This is a genomic window from Burkholderia sp. LS-044, assembly GCF_004803625.1.
Taxonomy (GTDB): Bacteria; Pseudomonadota; Gammaproteobacteria; order Burkholderiales; family Burkholderiaceae; genus Burkholderia; species Burkholderia cepacia.
In genome coordinates, this window is record NZ_SSWO01000016.1 from 154892 (window position 1) to 178167 (window position 23276).

Consider the following 23276-nt stretch of genomic DNA (forward strand, 5'->3'; position numbering starts at 1 on the left):
GATCCGGCCCCGTCAGCGCACAGCCGGTTCTTTTCGTCAACGAGCTATGGTGTAATGCCGGCATGAAAACCGGTAATCAGTTCAACACTGTCGCGCTCGTCGGCCGGAGCAACACGCCGAACATCGCCGAGCCGCTCGCCACGCTGGCCGCCTGCATCGCCAAGCGGGGCTTCGAGGTCGTCTTCGAAGCCGAGACCGCCCGCGAGATCGGCATCACCGGCTACCCGGCGCTGACCCCGGCCGAAATCGGGGCACGCGCCGACGTGGCGGTCGTACTGGGCGGCGACGGGACGATGCTCGGCATCGGCCGTCAGCTCGCGCCATACAAGACACCGCTGATCGGGATCAACCACGGGCGGCTCGGCTTCATCACCGATATCGCGGCGGCGGACATGCAGGCACTCGTCCCGGTGATCCTGTCGGGCAAGTTCGAGCGCGAGGAGCGCTCGCTGCTCGAGGCCCGGATCATGCGCGACGGCGAACCGATCTACCACGCGCTCGCGTTCAACGACGTCGTCGTGAACCGCAGCGGCTTCTCCGGGATGGTCGAGCTGCGCGCGTCGGTCGACGGCCGGTACATGTACAACCAGCGTTCGGACGGCCTGATCGTCGCCACGCCGACCGGCTCGACCGCTTACGCGCTGTCGTCGGCCGGCCCGATCCTCCATCCGCAGCTGCAGGGCATCGTGCTCGTGCCGATCGCGCCGCACGCGCTGTCGAACCGGCCGATCGTGCTGCCCGACGATTCGAAGATCGCGATCCAGATCGTCGGCGGGCGCGACGTCAACGTGAACTTCGACATGCAGTCGTTCACGTCGCTCGAACTGAACGACACGATCGAGGTGCGCCGCTCGAAGCACACGGTGCCGTTCCTGCACCCGATCGGCTACAGCTACTACGCGACGCTGCGAAAGAAGCTGCACTGGAACGAACACGCCTCGAACGAAGACGACAAGGCGTCCTGACGCCGCTCCGCCCGACACCATGCTCCGCCACCTCTCGATCCGCGACTTCGTCATCGTCGCCGCGCTCGATCTCGAATTCGACAGCGGCTTTTCCGTCTTTTCCGGTGAAACCGGCGCCGGGAAATCGATCCTGATCGACGCCCTCGCCCTCGCGCTCGGCGAACGTGCCGACGCGAGCGTCGTGCGCACCGGCTGCGGCCGCGCCGACATCACCGCCGAATTCACGCCGCACGACCGCGTCGCGCGCTGGCTCGACGAACACGCGTTCGACACCGAGGACACCGTGATGCTGCGCCGCGTGATCGACGCGAACGGCCGGTCGCGCGCGTTCATCAACGGCACCAGCGCGACGCTCGCGCAGCTGCGCGAACTCGGCGAAATGCTCGTCGACATCCACGGCCAGCATGCGCACCAGCTGCTGATGCGGCCCGACGCGCAGCGCGAGCTGTTCGACACGCACGCGGGGCTCGTCGCCGATGCGGCGAACGTCGCGCGCGCGTGGCGCGTGTGGCGCGACGCGACGCAGGCGATCGAGGCCGCGAAAGCGCACGAGCGGGAGCTGCAGCTCGAACGCGAAAAGCTCGCGTGGCAGCTCGCCGAGCTCGACAAGCTCGCGCCGCAGCCCGGCGAATGGGACGAAGTCAGCAACGAGCACAAGCGCCTGTCGCATTCGGCGAACCTGATCGACGGCGTGCGCGGCGCACTCAACGCGTTGTCCGAGGCCGACGACGCGATGCTCGCGCAGCTCGGCGCGATCGTGTCGAAGCTGCGCAGCCTGGCCGACTACGACACCGCGCTCGGCGACGCGCTCGCGTCGCTCGAACCGGCCGAGATCCAGCTGCAGGAAGCCGTCTACTCGCTGTCGCACTATGCGCAGCGCGTCGATCTCGATCCCGAGCGGCTCGCGCAGGTCGAAACGCGCCTCGATGCGCTGCACTCGACCGCCCGCAAGTTCCGGTTGCCGCCCGACACGCTGCACGAAGAACACGCGGCACGCCGCGCGCAGCTCGCCGCGCTCGACGCGGCCGCCGATCTCGGTGCGCTCGAGGCGACGCAGGCCAAGGCGCGGGAAGCCTACCTCGCCGATGCAGGGCATCTGTCGAAGGCGCGCGCGCAGGCCGCCAAGGCGCTCGGCACGGCCGTCACGGCCGGCATGCAGGAACTGTCGATGGCGGGCGGAAGCTTCGAAGTCGCGCTCGTCCCGCTCGCCGACGGCGGCCCGCACGGGCTCGAGCAGGTCGAATTCCGGGTCGCCGGCCACCCCGGCGTGCCGCTGCGGCCGCTCGCGAAGGTCGCGTCGGGCGGCGAACTCGCGCGGATCAGCCTCGCGCTCGCGGTGATCGCGAGCGCGGCGAGCCCGACGCCGACGCTGATCTTCGACGAAGTCGATACGGGGATCGGCGGCGGCGTCGCCGAAGTGGTCGGCCGCCTGCTGCACCAGCTCGGGCGCGATCGCCAGGTGCTGTGCGTGACGCACCTGCCGCAGGTCGCCGCGCGCGGCGACCACCACTTCCAGGTCGCGAAGGGCGCCGACGAGCGCGGCGGCACCGTGTCGACGGTCGTCGCGCTCGACCGCGCCAACCGGATCGAGGAAGTCGCGCGGATGCTCGGCGGGCTCGAGATCACGGCCACGACGCGCAAGCACGCGAAGGAAATGCTGGCGGCCTGACGCGGGCATCGCATCGGCCGAATGCAAAAAGACCGGCGCATGCGCCGGTTTTTTTTGCCGCACGGCCGCTCGCCCGATCGCGCCCGCCCTGCTCCACGAATTCGAACGCCCGACTCAAACGCCCGTTTCAGCCGTCCCGAACACGCGCGCCCACAGCGCCGTCACGGCTGCGCGCTCGTCGGCCACCACGGCCGGATCGACCCGCGCCTTCTCCATCCCGTCGAGCCGCAGCTTGTGCTGCAGCTTCCGGTACTTCCGGTAGGCCGCGCCGACGCGCTCGGCCTCGTCCTCGCCCATCAGCCCGAAGCGCGCGACCTCGCGCAGCAGCGCGATGTTGCCCGTGTTGCGGATCAGCTCGGCGTCGCTCGACGCGTGCAGCAGCACCCAGTACTGGACGATGAATTCGATGTCGACCATCCCGCCGCGATCGTGCTTCAGGTCGAACAGATCGGTCTGGTTCGGATGGCCGGCAAACACCTTGCCGCGCATGTCGACGATCTCCTTCGCGAGCACGCCGCCGTCGCGCGGCGTCGTCAGTACCTGCTGGCGGATCGCCTCGAAGTCCGCGCCGATCTGCGCGTCGCCCGCGCTGTAGCGGGCACGCGTCAGCGCCTGGTGCTCCCACACCCACGCGGTGTTCGCGGCGTCGCCCTCGCGCAGCTGGTAGCGGCGGAACGCATCGAGATCGGTGACGAGCAGCCCGGCCTCGCCGTTCGGCCGCAGCCGCAGGTCGATGTCGAACAGCGCGCCGGCCCCGGTCGCCGTGGTGAGCCACGTGATGAGCCGCCGCGTGAAGGTCGTGTAGACGTCCGCCGAGCGCTCGTCCGCGTCGTCGTACAGGAAGATCAGGTCGAGATCGGATGCGTAGCCTAGCTCCTTGCCGCCCAGCTTGCCGTACGCGATCACCGCGAACTTCGGCACGTCGCGATGGCGTTTCGCGAGCTGGGACCAGACGACTTCGATCGTCACGTCGAGCACGGCGTCGGCCAGCTCGGACAGCCGGTCGCTCACGTGCTCGACCGACAGCTGCCCGGCCAGGTCGATCAGCAGGATCCGGAACACCTCCGCGTGCTGCGCGTGCCGCAGCAGGTCCATCTGCTGCTCGGGGCCGTCGGCCGCCGCGAGGCGCGCGCGCAGCGCGTCCTTGAACGCAGGCCAGTCGAACGGGCTCGCGATCGCCTCGTCGTCGAGCAGCTCGTCGAGCAGTTGCGGGTGGCGGATCAGGTAACCGCCGCCCCAGCGCGTCGCACCGAGCACCGACAGCACGCGGTCGAGCGCGGCCGGATACTCGGTCAGCAGCGCGAGATAGACGCCGCGCCGGCTGACCGTCTCGAGCAGGTCGAACAGGCGCACGATCGTGTCGTCGCGGCGTGCGGCGTCGATGTTCGGCGCGGCCTCGAGCGCCCGCTGCGCGACGCTGTCGAAGCGCTGCCGGCTCTTTTCCGGCAGGCCCATGTAGCGCGTCGATTGCCAGATCGCACGCAGCCGCGCGAGCACGGCGGCCGGATCGGCGAAGCCGAGGCCGTCGAGGCGCGCGACCAGCGCATCGTCCTCGCCGTCGTCGCCCAACGCGCCGCTCCAGATCCATGCGGCGGCCGTGTCGTCACCCGCCGCGCAAGGGCCGCCGCCCTTCACCTTGTCCGCGAAGATCTGGTCGAACTGCGCCTCGACGAAGTTCCGGTGCTCATCCAGCACCGTCATCAGCGCCGCGTAGTCGGCAAAGCCGAGCGATGCAGCCAGCGCCGCGCGTTCGTCGGACTCGACCGGCATCGCGTGCGTCTGCGCGTCGTTGCGGTACTGCAGCCGGTGCTCGAGCGTACGCAGGAAGTTGTAAGCGTCGGCCAGGCGCGCGCACACGTCCTCGCCGATCAGCCCGCGCGCCTGCGCATGGTGCAGCACCGCGAGCGTCGGCCGCACGCGGAATTCCGCATCCTGGCCGCCCCGGATCAGCTGGAATACCTGCGCGCTGAACTCGATCTCGCGGATCCCGCCGCGCCCGAGCTTGATGTCGTCCGACTTGTCGGGCCGCATCGACGCGCGGCGCGCGGCTTCCTGCCGGATCTGCTGGTGCAGCGAGCGGATCGCGCCGATCACGCCGAAATCGAGATAGCGGCGATACACGAACGGCTTGACGATCGACTCGAGCTGCGACTCCAGCCGTCGCGCCGCGTCGCTGTCGCCTTCCGACACGAGCCGCCCCTTGATCCACGCATAGCGCTCCCACTCGCGCCCCTGCACGTAGAAATATTCCTCGAGCATGCCGAGGCTGCAGACGAGCGGCCCCGAATCGCCGTTCGGACGCAGCCGCATGTCGACGCGAAACACGTAGCCGTCGGCCGTGACCTCGGACAGCACGCCGATCAGGCGCCGGCCGAGCCGCGTGAAGTATTCCTGCGTGGACAGCGGCGAACGCGCGCCGCCGGTCGTCTCGCCGTCGTCCTCGTAGACGAAGATCAGGTCGATGTCCGACGACACGTTCAGCTCGCGGCCGCCGAGCTTGCCCATCCCGACCACGCCGAGCACGACGCGCTGGCCGTCGGCGCCGCGCGGCTCGCCGTATAGCGCCTCGAGTTCAACCGACAGCAGCGCGAGCGAACGCTGCACGGCCACTTCGGCGAGATCGGTCATCGCGCCCGTGACCTCGGCGACGTCCGCCAGCCCGCGCAGGTCGCGTTCCGCGACCGCGCCGAACGCCTCGACACGCAACTGCCGCAGCGCGCACTTCAGTTGCTCCTCGGTCGGCGCGGCCGTGCCGGCCGGCGTCGCCAGCAGCTCGGTGAGGCGCGCGTCGAGCTGCACGCGGCCGAGCGGCGCGGCGGCCCACGCGGCGACCTGTTCGGCCAGCGCGGGCCGCGCGGCAGCCGCGCGAGCGAGGTATCGGGAATAGGACGTGCTGATCAGGGCGGAAGCGTCGGTCATCGAGAAGCGGGCCTGGCGGAAAGGCTGGCCGGCAGCGGCCGGCGCGTGCGCGCCCCGCTATCGGCCAGCCCCATGGATTCGGCGCGGCATCGCGGGACGCGCGTGCGCCCGCCGCGAAACCGCGCGCCGGAAAGCCCGTGCCGCGCTGCCGCAACGGCCGCCGGCACGAACCCGTGTGATACATTTCAACGTCAGTCTGCAAAACTACCATATCGCCGCCCGTCCGCCGCATGTCCGACCGTCAGGAATCCGCCGTAGCTGCGCCCGAAGCGGGACCTCCGAAGCACGATCATCCGGTCCTGCGCCGCGTGTTCCGGGTGACGCTGGCAGTCGGGCTCGGCACCTACTTCGTCGCGTCCGGCGCGTTCCTCGGGCTGCGCTACGTACTGCTGCCCCGCATCGACGAATTCCGCCCGCGCATCGAGCGCGCGGTGTCCGACAAGCTCCACGCGCAGCTTTCGATCGGCAAGCTTTCCCCGAACTGGTCCGGCATGCAGCCGGGCGTCGAACTCACGAACCTGACGATCCGCGGCCACGACGGCAAGGTCGCGCTGTCGGTGCCGCATGCAACGGCCGCGCTGTCTTGGATGTCGCTGCTGCGGCTGTCGCCCGCGCTGTCGAGCCTGATCGTCGACGAGCCCGACCTCGTCGTCGCGCGCGCGGCCGACGGCTCGCTGAGCGTCGCGGGCGTCGGCGTGGCAACCACTCATGGCGGCAACGACACGTTCGGTACGTGGCTGCTGAAGCAGGAAGCGATCGTGCTGCGCGGCGGCACGCTGCGCTGGCGCGACGCGCAGCACGACGCGCCGGAGCTCGTGCTGTCGGGCATCCGGCTCGCGGTGCTCAACGACGGCCGCGTGCACAAGGCCGCGCTGCAGGCGCCCGCGAACGGCACGCTGCTGCTCGGCCCGCTCGATTTCCGCGCGCGCTTCAGGCACAAGCCGCTCGCACCGGTCGGCAAGCCGTCGAACTGGTCGGGCGACGCGTACCTGTCGACGGGCCCGGTCGACCTGCAGACGCTCGGGCGCTACCTCGACATGCCGCTCACGATCCACGCGGGCCGGATCGACAACGCGATCTGGGCCACCTTCAGCGACGGCCACCTGCATTCGGCGGGCGGCGACCTGCAGGGCGCGGACGTCGCGCTGCGCGTGCGCCCGACGCAGCCGCGGCTCGACGTGCCGACGGTCGGCTTCGGCTGGGACATGCAGCTCGATGCCGGCCACGACTACACGCTGCACCTGACGCGCTTCAACGCGGAACTCGGCCAGCCGCCGCTGCCGGACGGCACACCGCTCGCCCGCTCGCTCGCGCTGTCGACGCTGACGGCCCGCTACCGTGTGCCGACCGCCAGCCAGGGGCAGCTGTTGAGCGTCGTCGGCGACCGCGTCGATCTCGGCATTCTCAGCGAGTTCATTCGCGGGCTGCCGCTGCCGGCGCGCCTGCGCAACGAGCTGATCAAGATCGACCCGCGCGGGATGGTGTCGAACTATCACATCGAGGTCGAACGCGCGAAGCCCGCGCGAGCCGACCTCGCCGACGAGGAGCGGCGCATGGGCGCCGCGCCGATCGTCCGCTATCGCTTCCTCGGCGATCTGCAGGGCATCAGCTTCGCCGCGCAGGAGCCGCCGCCCGGGCTGTCGCCGCGTGGCCACCCGCGGGCCGGCTGGCCGGGCGTCGAGAACCTGTGGGGCCGCGTCGATGCGAACGAGACGGGCGGCAGCGCGCATTTCGATACGGTCAACGCGGCGGTCACGGTACCCGGCGAATTCGACGAGCCGCGCCTGACATTCGACCGGCTGCGCGGCAACGCAAAGTGGGTGATCACGCCCGCGGCCGGCGAAAAGCATGCGCGCGTCGACGTGACCCTGCCCGACCTGCTCGTCTCGAACCCCGATGCCGAAATCGCGGTATCCGGCTCGTACACGAACCCCGGCCACGGCCGCGGCTCGCTCGACCTGCGTGCCGATTTCGCCCGCGCGTCGGTGGCGCGCATTCCGCGCTACCTGCCGACCGGGATGTCCGAACACCTGCGCGACTATCTCGGCCATGCGCTGCAGGCCGGCCAGGTGACCAAGGGTGCGTCGATCGTCGCGCGCGGCCCGCTCGAGAAATTCCCGTTCGAACACGAGCCGGACGCCGGCGTGTTCCACATCGTCGCGCCGTTCACCGGCGGCCGCTTCGAACCGACGCCGTACCCGCCGCGCAAGCTCGCGAACGGCACGCCGAGCGTCTGGCCGGCGCTCGACGGGATCAACGGCGTGTTCGAGCTCGCGCAGAACAAGCTGCGCTTCGACATCGATCGTGCGCACTACAAGCGCGTCGCGCTGACGAAGGTCGCGGGCCGCATCGACGATCTCGGCAACCCGAGCCACTCGCCGCTCATCATCGACGGTCATGCGCAGGGCCCGCTCGCCGACCTGATCGACTACGCGGACAACAGCTCGCTCGGCACGATGAGCGGGCATATCGGCCAGCGGATCGATGCGCAGGGGCCCGCGTCGCTCGCGCTCAAGATCACGATTCCGCAGCACGTCCCGCATCCGCACACGCACATCGAAGGCGCGCTCGCGTTCGGCGGCAACACGCTGACGACGAGCGGTGTGCCGCCGCTGTCCGCGCTGCGCGGCAGTGTCCGGTTCACCGAGGCCGGCGCATCGCTGCACGACCTGTCGGGACGCTTCCTCGGCGGCCCGGTGCGCGCGAGCGGCAACTTCCAGTCGCACGGCCCGTATACGGTGGACGTCGACGGCCGGCTCGCGCTCGACGCCGCACGCGGCCTGAACCTGCACGGCCCGGCGGCCGCGCTGCTCGAGCACGTGGTCGGCGACGCGCCGTACAAGGTCGCCGTGCGCGGCGCGCCGGGCCGCCTGCCCGACATCAGCGCGCATTCCGACCTGACCGGCGTGGCACTGAATTTCCCCGCGCCGTTCGCAAAACCGGCCGGCACGCCGATGCCGTTCAGCTTCACGCTGCAGCCGGCGCCGCAGGCGGACGGCAAGCGCCTCGAGCACGCCGACCTGACGCTCGGCCCCGTGTCCGCGACCTACCTGCTCGACGCGACGCGCGGCCAGCCGCTGCGCGCGGTGCGCGGCGCGATGGGCATCCACCGGATGCCCGACATGCCGCAGGACGGCGTGAGCGCGGCCGTCGACGTCAACGAACTGGACGCCGATGCGTGGCTCGCGCTGGCCCATACGCTGAAGCCCGACACGCCGCGCGCGCAGGAGCCGCAAGCCGCGCCGCGCGTCGATTTCGCGAGCTTCGCGCCGAAGCGTTTCGCGCTCCATTTCGGCACGCTGAAGCTGCTCAAGCGCAACTGGGAAAACGTGATCGTCGGCGCGTCGCACGTCGACGAGCTCTGGCAGGCGAACATCGCGTCGAACCAGGTGTCGGGCTACCTGTCATGGGCGCCGGGCGGCGGCCACAACGGCGCGGGCGTGCTGAACGCGCGGCTCGCGAAGCTCGTGGTGCCCGACAGCGCGCAGCACGATCTCGTCGGCCGCGCGATGAACCTGCCGACGCCGACCGACCGCCCGATGCCGTCGATCGACCTGATCGTCGACCAGGTCGTCGCGCGCAACCACGACATCGGCCGTCTCGTCGTCAACGCGCGCAACATCGACGAAGCCGGCACGCCGGTCTGGCAGCTCGACAAGCTGGAGCTGTCGAACCCGGCCGCGAAGCTGACGGCGACCGGCAACTGGCGCACCTCGCGCCGCGCGCTCGCCCGCGGCGCCGATGAAAACGACGCACCGCGCCGCACCGTGTTCGACTTCAAGCTCGACATCGACAACGCGGGCGCGCTGCTCGACCGCGTCGGCCTGCCGCGCACGCTCGCGGACGGTCACGGCACCGTCACCGGCAAGGTCGGTTGGCGCGGCGGCCCGACCGCGGTCGACCTGCCGTCGCTCGGCGGCCAGATCGCGCTCGACCTCGAACACGGCCAGATCCTGAAGGTCGATCCGGGCGCGGCGAAGCTCCTCGGCGTGCTGAGCCTGCAGAGCCTCGCACGGTTCCTGACGCTGAATTTCCGCGACGTGATCGGCAAGGGGCTGCCGTTCGACAAGATCACGGGCACCGGCCGGATCTCGAACGGGATCGCCCGCACCGACGACTTCTCGATGATGACCGGGCCCGCGAACGTCACCGTGCGCGGCGCGGTGGATCTCGGCACCGAGACGCAGGACCTGCACGCGCACGTCGCGCCGAAAATCAGCGCGGGCGCGGCGGCGATCGGGGCGGCCATCGTCAACCCGCTGCTCGGCGTCGGCGTGCTGGCCGCGAACTACGCGCTGTCGGAGACGCTGTCGCGCGCGTTCGCGCTCGACTACACGATCACCGGCTCGTGGGCGCACCCGCACATCGAGCGGGTGAGGGGCGATCAGGGTAAGATGAATCACGGTCCGGCCGATGCGGCGAGCCATTGAACCGCGCGTCGGGCCGCGCACGGTGCCGGGCCGCACCCCATTTATGACGCAACCGATCCAGCGATGACCGACCACACCCGTTCCGCCACGCCCTTCCAGGTCGCCGCGCTGCAGATGGTGAGCACGCCGGACGTCGCGCGCAATCTCGCCGAAGCGCGCCGCCTGATCGCGGAAGCCGCCGGCGAAGGCGCGCAGCTCGTGCTGCTGCCCGAGTACTTCTGCTTCATGGGTCACCGCGACACCGACAAGCTCGCGCTCGCCGAACCTTACCGGGACGGCCCGATCCAGCATTTCCTCGCGGACGCCGCGCGTCGCCACGGCATCTGGGTGATCGGCGGCACGCTGCCGCTGAAGGCCCCGGAGCCCGATCGCGTGCTCAACACGACGCTCGTGTTCGATCCATCCGGCAATGAAGCCGCGCGCTACGACAAGATCCACCTGTTCAACTTCGAGAAAGGCGACGAGTCGTTCGACGAAGCGCGCACGATCCGCGCGGGCGATACGGTCGTCACGTTCAACGCGCCGTTCGGGCGGGTCGGCCTGTCCGTCTGTTACGATCTCCGCTTTCCGGAGCTGTATCGCAGGATGGGCGACTGCGCACTGATCGTCGTACCGTCGGCGTTTACGTATACGACCGGCCGCGCGCACTGGGAAACGCTGCTGCGCGCGCGGGCCGTCGAGAACCAGTGCTACGTGCTCGCGGCCGCGCAAGGCGGCAAGCACGAGAACGGCCGGCGCACCTGGGGCCACAGCATGCTGATCGACCCGTGGGGCGAGATCGTCGCGGTTCGCGACGTGGGCGCAAGCGTCGTGCGCGGCACGCTCGATCCGCAGCGCATCGCCGACGTGCGCCAGAGCCTGCCCGCGTGGCGGCACCGCGTGCTGACCTGAATCCGCCGCACCGCTTGAAACACCGCGCGGCCAACCCATCTGCCCAGAAGCACCCGACAACTTTTTGAGAAACCCCGATATCCGCATGAACATCATCGAACCCGGCATCCGCAACCTCGCGCTGGCGAAGGACATCCTGCTCACGCCGTACGGCCTCGACGAAAGCCTGCTCACGCGCACGATCGCCGACATCTTCACGCATCGCGTCGACTACGCGGACCTGTACTTCCAGGCGACCCGCAGCGAAGCGTGGAGCCTCGAGGAAGGCATCGTCAAATCGGGCAGCTTCAGCATCGACCAGGGCGTCGGCGTGCGCGCGGTCGCGGGCGACCGCACCGCGTTCGCGTACTCGGACGACCTGTCCCCGGAAGCGATCGCGCAGGCGGCCGCGGCCACCAAGGCGATCGCGGCGGCCGGCGGCGGCCGCCAGAAGATCAAGGCGGCCACGTCGCTGAAGGGCATCTCGGGCCGCGACCTGTACCTGCCGTCCGATCCGCTCGCGTCGCTCGACGCGACGGCCAAGGTCAAGCTGCTCGAGCGCATCGAGCAGATGGCGCGCGGCCGCGACCCGCGTGTCACGCAGGTGATGGCCGGCCTCGCCGGCGAATACGACGTCGTGCTGGTCGCGCGCAGCGACGGCGCGCTCGCCGCCGACATCCGCCCGCTCGTACGCGTGTCGGTCACGGTGATCGCCGAGCAGAACGGCCGCCGCGAAATCGGCTCCGGCGGCGGCGGCGGCCGCTTCGACTACGGTTACTTCTCCGACGAAGTCCTGTCGCGCTACGTCGACGACGCCGTGCATGCGGCGCTCGTGAACCTCGACGCACGCCCCGCGCCGGCCGGCGCGATGACGGTCGTGCTCGGGCCGGGCTGGCCGGGCGTGCTGCTGCACGAAGCGATCGGCCACGGCCTCGAAGGCGACTTCAACCGCAAGGGTTCGTCCGCGTTCGCCGGTCGGATCGGCGAGCAGGTCGCCGCGAAGGGCGTGACGGTGGTCGACGACGGCACGCTGCCGAACCGCCGCGGCTCGTTGAACATCGACGACGAAGGCAACCCGACGCAGTGCACGACGCTGATCGAGGACGGCATCCTGAAGGGCTACATCCAGGACACGCTGAACGCGCGCCTGATGAAGATGCCGGTCACGGGCAACGCGCGGCGCGAATCGTACGCGGCGCTGCCGATGCCGCGCATGACCAACACGTACATGCTGAACGGCGACAAGGATCCGCAGGAAATCATCGCGTCGGTGAAGAACGGCCTGTACGCGGTGAACTTCGGCGGCGGCCAGGTCGACATCACGAACGGCAAGTTCGTGTTCTCGGCGTCCGAGGCGTACATGATCGAGAACGGCAAGATCACCTACCCGGTGAAGGGCGCGACGCTGATCGGCAGCGGCCCCGAATCGCTGAAGTACGTGAGCATGATCGGCAACGACATGTCGCTCGACACCGGTGTCGGCGTGTGCGGCAAGGAAGGCCAGAGCGTGCCGGTCGGCGTCGGCCAGCCGACCCTGCGGATCGACAAGATGACGGTCGGCGGTACGGCATAACCGCATCGCGGCGCAGACATTCCGCGCATTTTGAAGAAAACGCGCGGAATGTCCGCATTTTCGACGCTCCCCGGTTGCCAGCCGCCCGGCGACGGGGTATAAATTCCGAATCAACTTTTTTGACGAACCGAATCTCCGTCATGTCCGCCAAGTTTTACTTTTACTTTTTTTGGCATCTCAGACCGCTGGCGGATCGAGAGGGTTGATGGCGCGTAAAGCGCAACCGAAATTCCCGAAAAAACCGCCGGCGAACCCGGCGGTTTTTTTTCGCCCTTCGCTTCCCGGTCGCCGCCGCAGCGGTTCCGCAGCCCCGACCGAAACCACTGAATCGCTTGAATTGATGAATCTGCCGCACGCCCACTGATCGAACGGCGCCCGGAACCAAGGAGAAACAGCATGCCCCCGCACAACACCGACGACGTCCGCATCCGCGAACTCAAGGAACTGACGCCGCCCGCCCACCTGATCCGCGAATTCGCGTGCTCCGAAGCCGCGTCCGAGCTGATCTACAACTCGCGCCAGTCGATGCACCGCATCCTGCACGGGATGGACGACCGGCTGATCGTGGTGATCGGGCCGTGCTCGATCCATGACACGAAGGCGGCGATCGAGTACGCGGGGCGGCTCGTGAAGGAGCGCGAGCGCTTCAAGGGCGAGCTGGAAATCGTGATGCGCGTGTACTTCGAGAAGCCGCGCACGACGGTCGGCTGGAAGGGGCTCATCAACGATCCGCACCTCGACAACAGCTTCAAGATCAACGAAGGGCTGCGCACCGCGCGCGAGCTGCTGCTCCAGATCAACGAGATGGGCCTGCCGGCCGCGACCGAATACCTCGACATGATCAGCCCGCAGTACATCGCCGACCTGATCTCGTGGGGCGCGATCGGCGCGCGCACGACCGAATCGCAGGTGCACCGCGAGCTCGCGTCGGGGCTGTCGTGCCCGGTCGGCTTCAAGAACGGCACCGACGGCAACGTGAAGATCGCGGTCGACGCGATCAAGGCTGCATCGCAGCCGCACCATTTCCTGTCGGTGACGAAGGGCGGCCATTCGGCGATCGTGTCGACGGCCGGCAACGAGGATTGCCACGTGATCCTGCGCGGCGGCAAGACGCCCAACTACGACGCGGAAAGCGTGAACGCCGCGTGCGCGGACATCGGCAAGGCCGGCCTCGCCGCACGCCTGATGATCGATGCGAGCCACGCGAACAGCTCGAAGAAGCACGAGAACCAGATCCCCGTCTGTGCCGACATCGGCCGCCAGATCGCGGCCGGGGACGCCCGCATCGTCGGCGTGATGATCGAGTCGCATCTCGTCGAGGGGCGCCAGGACCTGAAGGAAGGCTGCGAACTGACCTACGGCCAGAGCATCACCGACGCGTGCATCGCATGGGACGACAGCGTGAAGGTGCTCGAAGGCCTCGCGGAATCGGTGAAGGCACGCCGCGTCACGCGCGGCAGCGGGAACTGATCGTCCGCGCCTGCACCGAAACGAAAAACGCCCGGCTCGCGCCGGGCTTTTTTTCGCGGGCCGCCGACTGCCGGTCAGCGCATCACTCGAGCGCGCCCGAACCGAAGATCTCGGTATTGATGCGTTCCGGCGCGACGCCGAGCGCGACCAGCGCATCGCGTTGTGCCTTCATGAACGCGATCGGGCCGCAGACGTAGTAGTCGGCGTCCGGCACCAGCGCGTAGTGCCGCACGCGCTCCGGCGTGAGGCGCCCTTCCAGATCGTGGTCGACGCCGACGCGATCGTTCGGGCCGACCAGCTCGTACAGCACCGTGCGCTTGACGTTCGCATGCTCGCGCACCGTGTCGTTCAGCCAGTCGCGGAACGCGTGCACCGCGCCCGAGCGGCATGCATGGACGAACCGCACGTCACGCTTGCTGCCTTCGTCGACCAGCGTCGACGCCATCGACACCATCGGCGTCAGGCCGACGCCGCCGGAAATCAGCACCACCGGCGTCTCGACACCACGCTTCAGCGAGAATTCGCCCATCGGCGCGGTGACCTCGACGATCGCGCCCTCTTCCACGCCGTCGTGCATCAGCGTCGACACCTTGCCGGCCGGAATGACTTCCGGCCTGCCGGCTTCGCGCTTCACCGAGATGCGCAGCCACTTGCCGTGCGGCGCGTCGGACAGGCTGTACTGGCGCGGCTGGTCGACGCCGAGATCGCCGACGAAACGCTTCACCGTGATGTACTGGCCGGGCTCGAACGTCGGCGCCGCGCCGCCGTCGGCGGGCGTCAGGTAGAACGACGTGATCTCGTCGCTTTCGCGCACCTTGCGCTCGACCTTGAACGGACGGAACCCGCTCCAGGCGGCGCCCGCGTACAGGTCGGCCTCGGCGCCGATCAGGATCTGCGCGAGCTGGCCGTACGCCACCCGCCACGCCTCGAGCGTGTCGGCATCGACCGCGTCGCCCAGCACCTCGACGATCGAGGCGAGCAGGTTCTCGCCGACGATCGGGTAATGCTCGGGGCGGATGTTCAGGCTCGCGTGCTTGTGCGCGATGTGCGACACCGCCCCGCCCAGCGCACCGAGATTGTCGATGTTCGCCGCATACGCGTAGACGGCCTTCGCGAGCGCTTCCGGCTGGCCGCCCGTCTTCTGGTGCGTCTGGTTGAACAGGTTCTTCAGTTCCGGATGGCGCGCGAACATGCGCTGGTAGAAGTGCTTCGTGATCGTCGCGCCGTGCACGGCGAGGACAGGGGCAGTGGCCTTCACACGAGCCATCTGGTCAGCGGTGATGTGGGTCATGTTCGTTCTCCGTTAAACATGCACACACAATACCTTTTTAAGAATTCGATGCCCCTCGGGCAAATTGTCGCAGCGCGCCAAGGGTAAGGGGGCGAATCGTCAGCGGTCAGCGGACACGGCCGCGTTCCCACAGCACGTCCGATCCGCCGTCGGCACGGTTCAGCACGCGCGCCAGCACGAACAGCAGGTCCGACAGCCGGTTCACGTAGCGCCGCGGCGCATCGTTGAGCGTTTCGGTGCGCCCGAGCGCGACGATCGAACGCTCCGCGCGACGGCATACGGTTCGACACACGTGCGCGAGCGACGCCGCGCGCGAGCCGGCCGGCAGGATGAATTCCTTCAGCGGCGGCAGCGTCGCGTTGTAGTCGGCGAGCCAGCGATCGAGACGCGCGAGATGCGTGTCGTCGAGCACCGTATGGCCGGGAATGCACAATTCGCCGCCGAGATCGAACAGGTCATGCTGGATCGTCACGAGCGCCGTGCGGATATCATCCGGCAGCGTTTCGGCGAGCAGCACGCCGAGGTTCGAGTTCAGTTCGTCGACGTCGCCGATCGCGGCGATCCGCGTATCGTCCTTGCCGATACGCCGGCCATCGCCGAGGCCGGTGGTGCCGTCGTCGCCGGTACGCGTGGCGATCTTGCTCAAGCGGTTGCCCATGCGGATGTCCTCTCGTGCGCGGCCGCGATGCGGCCCGGTTGCATTCGAACGCGATTATCGCAGCCCGCGACGGCAGGCGCAGCAGGCGTTACAGCGTAGAATGGGCCGAAACCCAGCAGCACGGGAGCCGGGTCGGCGCCAACGCGCTCATCCGGATCGACAAGGAGACGTTCGTGAATCACCCTGCCCCGCCGGCCGCCACGCGCCGCCCCCTTCCCCCCGCCATGCTCGATGCGCTGCGCGCCGCCTTCGGCGAGCGCGTGTCGACCGCCGACGCCGTCCGCGCCCACCACGGCCGCGACGAATCGCCGTTCGATCCGCAACTGCCCGACGCCGTCGTGTTCGCGCACAGCGCGGACGACGTGCGCGAAGTCGTGTCGCTGTGCTCGCTGTACAGCGTCCCGCTGATCCCGTACGGCGCCGGTTCGTCGCTCGAAGGCCACCTGCTCGCGGTGCGCGGCGGCATCTCGCTCGACCTGTCGGAAATGAACCGCGTGCTGTCGATCAACGCCGAAGACCTGACCGTGACGGTCGAGCCGGGCATCACGCGCAAGGCGCTCAACGAGGCGCTGCGCGACACCGGCCTGTTCTTCCCGATCGACCCGGGCGCCGACGCCAGCATCGGCGGGATGACCGCCACGCGTGCGTCGGGCACCAACGCCGTGCGCTACGGCACGATGCGCGAGAACGTGCTCGGCCTGACCGCCGTGCTCGCCGACGGCCGTGTGGTGAAGACCGGCTCGCGCGCCCGCAAGTCGTCGGCGGGCTACGACCTCACGCGCCTGTTCGTCGGCTCCGAAGGCACGCTCGGCGTGATCACCGAGATCACGCTGCGCCTGCATCCGCTGCCCGAAGCCGTATCGGCCGCGATCTGCACGTTCCCGTCGATGGGCGACGCGGTGCGCACCGTGATCGAGACGATCCAGATCGGCGTGCCGATCGCGCGCGTCGAATTCGTCGATGCGCTCGCCGTGCGCTCGATCAACCGCCATTCGAACCTGACGCTCACCGAAGCGCCGACGCTGTTCTTCGAATTCCACGGCACCGAGGCCGGCGTGAAGGAACAGGCCGAGCTCGTGCAGGCGCTCGCGGGCCAGAACAACGGCCAGGGTTTCGAATGGGCAACCCGCCCCGAAGACCGCACGCGCCTCTGGGCCGCACGCCACAACGCGTATTTCGCGATGCTGCAATTGAAACCCGGCTGCCGCGCGGTGACGACCGACGTCTGCGTGCCGATCTCGCAGCTCGCCGCGTGCGTCGAGGAAACCGAAGTCGACCTGCGCGCCTCGTCGCTGCCCTGCCCGATCGTCGGCCACGTCGGCGACGGCAATTTCCACGTGGCGATCCTGATCGACCCCGACAAGCCCGAGGAAATCGCGGAAGCCGAGCACATCAACGACCGGATCGTCGAGCGCGCGCTGCGCCTCGGCGGCACCTGCACGGGCGAGCACGGCGTCGGGCTGCACAAGATGCGCTTCCTGCCGAAGGAGCACGGCGACAACGCGATCGACACGATGCGTGCGATCAAGCTCGCGCTCGATCCGCGCAACCTGATGAATCCGGGCAAGATTTTCACGTGCTGACACGGCGGCGCGACGCCGCGCCGCCTGCTGCAGGAGACCCCATGAACGCTCCCGTCGAACTGTCGAGCGCGGCACGCGCGCAGCGCCAGCGCGAAGTCGTGCAGGCGCTGATGGCCGTGCTGCCGACGCACTGCCTGCTGTACCGCGACGAAGACACGGCGCCGTACGAATGCGACGGCCTGTCCGCGTACCGCCGCCTGCCGCTCGCGGTCGCGCTGCCCGAAACGGAATCGCAGGTGCAGCGGATCGTGCAGATCTGCCGCCGCATGGAGGTGCCGATCGTGCCGCGCGGCGCGGGCACGAGCCTGTCGGGCGGCGCGTTGCCGATCGCGCTCGGCGTCGTGCTGTCGCTTGCGCGCTTCACGCGCATCGTCGAAGTCGATCCCTACGCGCGCACGGCGACCGTGCAGCCCGGCGTGCGCAACCTCGCAATCTCGGAGGCCGCCGCGCCGTACGGCCTGTACTACGCGCCCGATCCGTCGTCGCAGATCGCGTGCACGATCGGCGGCAACGTCGCGGAAAATTCCGGCGGCGTCCATTGCCTGAAATACGGGCTGACCGTGCACAACGTGATGCGCGTGCGCGCGGTGACGATCGACGGCGAAATCGTCGAATTCGGTTCGCTGGCGCTCGACATGCCGGGCCTCGACCTGCTCGCCGTGATGATCGGCAGCGAAGGGATGTTCGCGATCGTCACCGAGGTCACGGTGAAGCTGATCCCGAAGCCGCAGACGGCCCAGCTCGTGATGGCGAGCTTCGACGACGTCGTCAAGGGCGGCGAGGCCGTCGCGGCGATCATCGCGTCGGGGATCATCCCGGCCGGGCTCGAAATGATGGACAAGCCGGCCACGCAGGCCGTCGAGGCGTTCACGCACGCGGGCTACGATCTCGAGGCGAAAGCGATCCTGCTGTGCGAATCGGACGGCACGCCGGAAGAAGTCGCGGAAGAGATCGTGCGGATGACGGCCGTGCTGCGCGAGCATGGCGCGACACGCATCCAGGTATCGCGCAACGAGCACGAGCGGCTGCGCTTCTGGTCGGGCCGCAAGAACGCGTTCCCGGCCGCCGGCCGCATTTCGGCCGACTACTACTGCATGGACGGCACCGTGCCGCGCCGCGCGATCGGCCCGCTGCTCGCGCGCATCGAGCAGCTCGAAACGCGCTACGGGCTGCGCTGCATCAACGTGTTCCACGCGGGCGACGGCAACATGCATCCGCTGATCCTCTACAACGCGAACGATCCGGACGAACTGCACCGCGCCGAGCAGTTCGGCGCGGAAATCCTCGAATGCTGCGTGGAATTCGGCGGCAGCGTGACGGGCGAGCACGGCGTCGGCATCGAGAAGCTCAATTCGATGTGCGTACAGTTCTCGCCGCAGGAGCGCGACGCGTTCTTCGCGGTCAAGCGCGCCTTCGATCCGGCCGGGCTGCTGAACCCGGACAAGGGCATCCCGACCCGCGCGCGCTGCGCCGAATACGGTCGCCAGCACGTGCGCGGCGGGCTGCTGCCGCACCCCGACCTGCCGCGCTTCTGAGCGGCCCGCGCGGGTCGCGGCCGGTGCCCGCGGCCGGGCCGCGGCGTTCGACCGTGCCCGCGCGGCCTGTTCATGCGGCGACGCGGGCAGACGGCCCGCGATACCGGTCTTAGGGATAGTCGCGATGTGGAATCGCGCCACCCCGGTACAATCGACCGAACAACAAGTCGAGGCAGCAACAGAACATGGAAGAGGACGACATCGTCGCCGGATGGGCCGACCGCGTCCGCGCCGCCAGCGCCGACGGCCGGCCGCTGCGGATTCGCGGCGGCGGCACCAAGGACTGGTACGGCCAGGCGCTCGAGGGCGAAATTCTCGACACGCGCGCGTTTCAGGGCGTCGTGTCGTACGACCCGGCCGAACTCGTCGTCACGGTCCGCGCGGGCACGCCGCTCGCGCAGCTTGAAACCGTCCTCGCCGAGTGCGGCCAGATGCTGCCGTTCGAGCCGCCGCACTTCGGCCGCGCGGCCACCGTCGGCGGCTGCGTCGCGGCCGGCCTCGCGGGCCCGCGCCGGGCCACCTGCGGCGCGCCGCGCGATTTCATGCTCGGCGTCACGCTGATGAACGGCCGCGGCGAAGTGCTGCGCTTCGGCGGCCAGGTCGTGAAGAACGTCGCCGGCTACGACGTGTCGCGGCTGATGGCCGGCGCGCTCGGCACGCTCGGGCTGATGCTCGACCTGTCGCTCAAGGTGCTGCCGATGCCCGTCGCCGAAGTCACGCTGAAGTTCGAGATGACCGCGACCGACGCGGTGCGCAAGCTCAACGAATGGGGCGGCCATCCGCTGCCCGTCAGCGCGAGCGGGTGGCGCAACGGCACGCTCGTCCTGCGCCTGTCGGGTGCCGAAGCGGCCGTGAAATCCGCGAAGACGCTGCTCGGCGGCGAAGTCGTCGACGCGGTCGAGGCCGAGCGCTTCTGGGCCGGCCTGCGCGAGCATACCGACCCGTTCTTCCACGGCATCCCACCCGGCTATGCGCTGTGGCGTCTCGCGCTGCCGTCGATCACCGAACCGATGCACCTGCCCGGCACCCAGTTGATGGAATGGGGCGGCGCGCAGCGCTGGTGGATCACCGACGCCGATGCGCAGACCGTGCGGATGAGCGCCAAGCAGGCCGGCGGCCACGCGACGCTGTTCCGCGCGGGCGACGCGTACGACCGCAGCGCGGGCGTGTTCACGCCGCTCCCCGCCCCGATGATGAAAATCCACCGCGGGTTGAAAGCCGCGTTCGATCCCGCGCGCATCTTCAACCGCGGCCGGCTCTATCCGGATCTCTGAGATGCAGACGAACCTCGCCGATTTCATCCGCAATACGCCCGACGGCGACGAAGCCGACGCGATATTGCGCAAGTGCGTGCATTGCGGGTTCTGCACCGCGACCTGCCCGACCTACCAGTTGCTCGGCGACGAACTCGACGGCCCGCGCGGCCGCATCTACCTGATCAAGCAGATGGTCGAAGGCGCGCCCGTCACGCGCAGCACGCAGCAGCACCTCGACCGCTGCCTCACGTGCCGCAGTTGCGAGACGACCTGCCCGTCCGGCGTCCAGTACGGCCGGCTCGTCGAGATCGGCCGCAAGCACGTCGAGGCACAGGTTCAGCGCCCCGTGCAGCAGCGTCTCGTGCGCCGCGTGCTCGCGAGCCTCGTGCCGAACGCCGCGCTGTTCTCGCCGGTGATGCGGCTCGGCCAGCACGTCCGTCCGCTGCTGCCGAAGCGGCTGCGCGACAAGGTGCCGCCGCGCACGCGGCTGCTCGAATGGCCGCACCTGACGCATACGCGCAAGATGCTGATGCTCGGCGGCTGCGTGCAGCCGTCGATGCTGCCGAACATCAATATCGCGACCGCGCGCGTGCTCGACGCGCTCGGCATCGAGACCGTCGTCGCGCCCGATGCCGGCTGCTGCGGCGCGATCCGCCTGCACCTGAACTATCACGACGAAGCGCTCGACGACGCGCGCCGCAACATCGACGCGTGGTGGCCCCATGTCGAACAGGGTGTCGAGGCGATCGTGATGAACGCGTCGGGCTGCGGCGCGACGGTGCTCGAATACGCGCACCTGCTGCGCGACGACCCGGCCTACGCCGAGAAGGCGCAGCGCATCGTGTCGCTGACGCGCGACATCTCCGACGTGCTGCTCGCGTTCGAGGCCGAGCTCGCGACGCTCGCGCGCCGCCGTGCGGTCCATACGGTCGCGTACCACCCGCCGTGCACGCTGCAGCACGGCCAGCAGTCGCGCGGCAAGGTCGAACGCCTGCTCGAGACCCTCGGCATCGACGTGCGGCTGCCGGCGGACAGCCATCTGTGCTGCGGCTCGGCCGGCACCTATTCGCTGACGCAGCCGTCGCTGTCGTACCGGTTGCGCAAGCAGAAGCTGCTGAAGCTGCAGGCGCTCGAGCCGCAGATGATCGTCTCCGGCAACATCGGCTGCATCGCGCACCTGCAGAGCGGCACGCAGATTCCGGTGGCCCACTGGATCCAGCTCGTCGAGCACCTGCTGTATGGCTAGGGCCTGTTCATACGAATGACGGGCGGGCCCTGGGCCTCGCGCCCGGCGTCCGTATAATGGGCGGATCGATGCGCCGCGTGCCGCGGCGCATCCGCTACATGCCCGCTTCCGTGCCTGCTTTCGTGCCTGCTTTCGTGCCCGTCATGTCCGATCTCGCCGCCCGCCTCGAATCCGTTCATCGCCGCATCGCCGACGCCGCCCGCGCGGCCGGCCGCGATCCCGCCACCGTATCGCTGCTCGCCGTCTCGAAGACGTTTCCCGCCGCCGACGTGCGCGCCGCGCATGCGGCCGGGCAGCGCGCATTCGGCGAAAACTACGTGCAGGAATCGATCGACAAGATCGACGCGCTCGCCGACCTGCGCGCGAGCCTCGAATGGCATTTCATCGGGCCGCTGCAATCGAACAAGACGCGCCCGGTTGCCGAACGCTTCGACTGGGTCCATTCGGTCGACCGGCTGAAGATCGCCCAGCGCCTGTCGGAGCAACGCCCCGCGCACCTGCCGCCGCTCAACGTGTGCGTGCAGGTGAACATCAGCGGCGAGGCGTCGAAGAGCGGCGTCGCACCGGCCGACGTGGCCGAGGTCGCGCGCGCGGTCGCCGCGCTGCCGTCGCTGCGGCTGCGCGGCCTGATGGCGATTCCCGAACCGGCCGGCGACACCGACGCGCAACGCGTGCCGCATCGCGCACTGCGCACGCTGTTCGACGCGTTGCGCGCCGACGGCCTGCCGCTCGACACGCTGTCGATGGGCATGTCCGCCGATCTCGACGCAGCCGTGCTCGAAGGCGCGACGATCGTGCGCGTCGGCACCGCGATCTTCGGCGCGCGCGATTACTCGCATTGAACGCCGCGCCCTTTCCGCCCTCCCGTTCACTCACTCGCTCAATCGAACACCATGAAAATCGCATTCATCGGCGGCGGCAACATGGCCGCGGCCCTGATCGGCGGCCTGATCAAGCGCGGCGTCGCCGCTGACGGCCTGTATGCCATCGACGTCAACGAAGAAGTGCGCGCACGCGCCGCGCAACAATTCGGCATCCGCACCGGCGCGGCCGTCGACGCAACGCTCGCCGACTACGACGCGATCGTGCTCGCGGTGAAGCCGCAGGTGCTGAAGGACGTCGCGCAGACGCTCGCGCCGCACCTGAAGACACAGCTCGTGATCAGCATCGCGGCCGGCATCCGCGGCAGCGATCTCGCGCGCTGGCTCGGCGACTACGCACGCGTCGTGCGCACGATGCCGAACACGCCCGCGCTCGTCGGCATGGGCGTGACGGGCCTCGCCGCACTGCCGGGCGTCGATGCGGCGGGCCGCGAACTCGCGTCGAACGTGCTCGGCGCGGTCGGCGAGATCGTGTGGTTCGACGACGAGTCGAAGCTCGATGCCGTCACGGCCATTTCGGGCAGCGGCCCCGCGTATGTGTTCTATTTCATCGAAGCGCTGCAGGAAGCCGCGCGCCAGCTCGGCATGAACGACGAACAGGGCCGCGCGCTCGCGGTCGCGACGTTCACGGGCGCCGCGCAACTCGCCGCGCAATCGGGCGAGCCGGCAAGCGTGCTGCGCGAGCGCGTGACGTCGAAGGGCGGCACGACGGCCGCTGCGCTCGCATCGTTCGACGCGCAGGGCGTGAAGGACGCGATCGTGCGCGGCGCGCTCGCGGCCGAAGCGCGTGCGAAGGAAATGGGCGACGAGCTCGGTCGCGCGTAAGCGCCGCGCCCGCCCCGGGCCTCCCTTCCGGCACCGGCAACAAAAAAGCGGCCTCGGCCGCTTTTTTGTTGGCATCGCGCATCGCGTCGCGCGCCGACGCGCGGC

Annotated in this window: 16 protein-coding genes; 12 read left to right on the top strand and 4 right to left on the bottom strand. The window is 69.4% G+C overall.

Annotated features, from left to right (window positions below):
- The first annotated feature begins 62 nt into the window (after nt 1-62).
- Complete coding sequence (locus E9536_RS32150; protein ID WP_027788318.1) at nt 63-965, top strand: NAD kinase; 903 nt, start codon at nt 63-65, stop codon at nt 963-965.
- A 19-nt stretch (nt 966-984) separates the two neighbouring features.
- Nucleotides 985-2634: a DNA repair protein RecN gene (recN, locus tag E9536_RS32155; RefSeq protein WP_059698824.1), complete on the top strand. Its 1650-nt coding sequence runs from the start codon at nt 985-987 to the stop codon at nt 2632-2634.
- A 114-nt stretch (nt 2635-2748) separates the two neighbouring features.
- On the opposite strand, the gene glnE is transcribed toward recN, so the two are convergent.
- On the bottom strand, nt 2749-5553 hold the full coding sequence (glnE, locus tag E9536_RS32160) for a bifunctional [glutamate--ammonia ligase]-adenylyl-L-tyrosine phosphorylase/[glutamate--ammonia-ligase] adenylyltransferase (protein ID WP_136472110.1): 2805 nt from the start codon (nt 5551-5553) through the stop codon (nt 2749-2751).
- 230 nt (nt 5554-5783) lie between these two features.
- Here glnE and E9536_RS32165 point away from each other — a divergent pair, with 230 nt between their 5' ends.
- The 3 genes from E9536_RS32165 to tldD all read left to right on the top strand — a co-directional run bounded on the left by E9536_RS32165 (nt 5784) and on the right by tldD (nt 12426).
- Nucleotides 5784-9983: a YhdP family protein gene (locus tag E9536_RS32165; protein WP_136472112.1), complete on the top strand. Its 4200-nt coding sequence runs from the start codon at nt 5784-5786 to the stop codon at nt 9981-9983.
- A gap of 63 nt (nt 9984-10046) precedes the next feature.
- Nucleotides 10047-10874 (top strand): carbon-nitrogen hydrolase family protein, encoded by an 828-nt coding sequence (locus tag E9536_RS32170; protein WP_136472114.1) that lies wholly within the window; start codon nt 10047-10049, stop codon nt 10872-10874.
- An 85-nt stretch (nt 10875-10959) separates the two neighbouring features.
- Entirely contained in the window at nt 10960-12426 is a 1467-nt protein-coding gene (gene tldD / locus E9536_RS32175) for a metalloprotease TldD (RefSeq protein ID WP_060359593.1), read from the top strand.
- Between the two features lie 110 nt (nt 12427-12536).
- Here tldD and E9536_RS41670 read toward each other — a convergent pair whose 3' ends face one another.
- On the bottom strand, nt 12537-12824 hold the full coding sequence (locus E9536_RS41670) for a hypothetical protein (RefSeq protein WP_168799602.1): 288 nt from the start codon (nt 12822-12824) through the stop codon (nt 12537-12539).
- Here E9536_RS41670 and aroG point away from each other — a divergent pair.
- A complete protein-coding gene (aroG, locus tag E9536_RS32180) occupies nt 12823-13896 on the top strand; it encodes a 3-deoxy-7-phosphoheptulonate synthase AroG (RefSeq protein WP_027788323.1) in 1074 nt (357 codons plus the stop codon). The two genes, E9536_RS41670 and aroG, sit on opposite strands and share 2 nt — an antisense overlap.
- An 82-nt stretch (nt 13897-13978) precedes the next feature.
- Here aroG and hmpA read toward each other — a convergent pair whose 3' ends face one another.
- Together hmpA and E9536_RS32190 are read right to left on the bottom strand one after the other, a co-directional pair.
- Nucleotides 13979-15187, bottom strand: a complete 1209-nt coding sequence (gene hmpA, locus E9536_RS32185; RefSeq protein ID WP_060313744.1) for an NO-inducible flavohemoprotein — start codon at nt 15185-15187, stop codon at nt 13979-13981.
- A gap of 106 nt (nt 15188-15293) precedes the next feature.
- Nucleotides 15294-15845 carry a cob(I)yrinic acid a,c-diamide adenosyltransferase gene (locus E9536_RS32190; RefSeq protein ID WP_027788325.1) on the bottom strand — a complete coding sequence of 184 codons (552 nt, stop codon included), beginning with the start codon at nt 15843-15845 and terminating at the stop codon, nt 15294-15296.
- A 173-nt stretch (nt 15846-16018) separates the two neighbouring features.
- Here E9536_RS32190 and E9536_RS32195 point away from each other — a divergent pair, with 173 nt between their 5' ends.
- From E9536_RS32195 to proC, 6 genes are all read left to right on the top strand, one after another.
- Nucleotides 16019-17428: an FAD-linked oxidase C-terminal domain-containing protein gene (locus tag E9536_RS32195; protein ID WP_027788326.1), complete on the top strand. Its 1410-nt coding sequence runs from the start codon at nt 16019-16021 to the stop codon at nt 17426-17428.
- A gap of 41 nt (nt 17429-17469) precedes the next feature.
- Nucleotides 17470-18963, top strand: a complete 1494-nt coding sequence (locus tag E9536_RS32200; RefSeq protein ID WP_011351007.1) for an FAD-linked oxidase C-terminal domain-containing protein — start codon at nt 17470-17472, stop codon at nt 18961-18963.
- A gap of 185 nt (nt 18964-19148) precedes the next feature.
- Nucleotides 19149-20237, top strand: a complete 1089-nt coding sequence (glcE, locus tag E9536_RS32205; RefSeq protein ID WP_059685198.1) for a glycolate oxidase subunit GlcE — start codon at nt 19149-19151, stop codon at nt 20235-20237.
- 1 nt (nt 20238) lies between these two features.
- Entirely contained in the window at nt 20239-21465 is a 1227-nt protein-coding gene (glcF, locus tag E9536_RS32210) for a glycolate oxidase subunit GlcF (protein ID WP_060084055.1), read from the top strand.
- 143 nt (nt 21466-21608) lie between these two features.
- Entirely contained in the window at nt 21609-22307 is a 699-nt protein-coding gene (locus E9536_RS32215) for a YggS family pyridoxal phosphate-dependent enzyme (protein WP_027788328.1), read from the top strand.
- Between the two features lie 51 nt (nt 22308-22358).
- Nucleotides 22359-23171 (top strand): pyrroline-5-carboxylate reductase, encoded by an 813-nt coding sequence (gene proC / locus E9536_RS32220; protein ID WP_060313747.1) that lies wholly within the window; start codon nt 22359-22361, stop codon nt 23169-23171.
- The last annotated feature ends 105 nt before the right edge of the window (nt 23172-23276 follow it).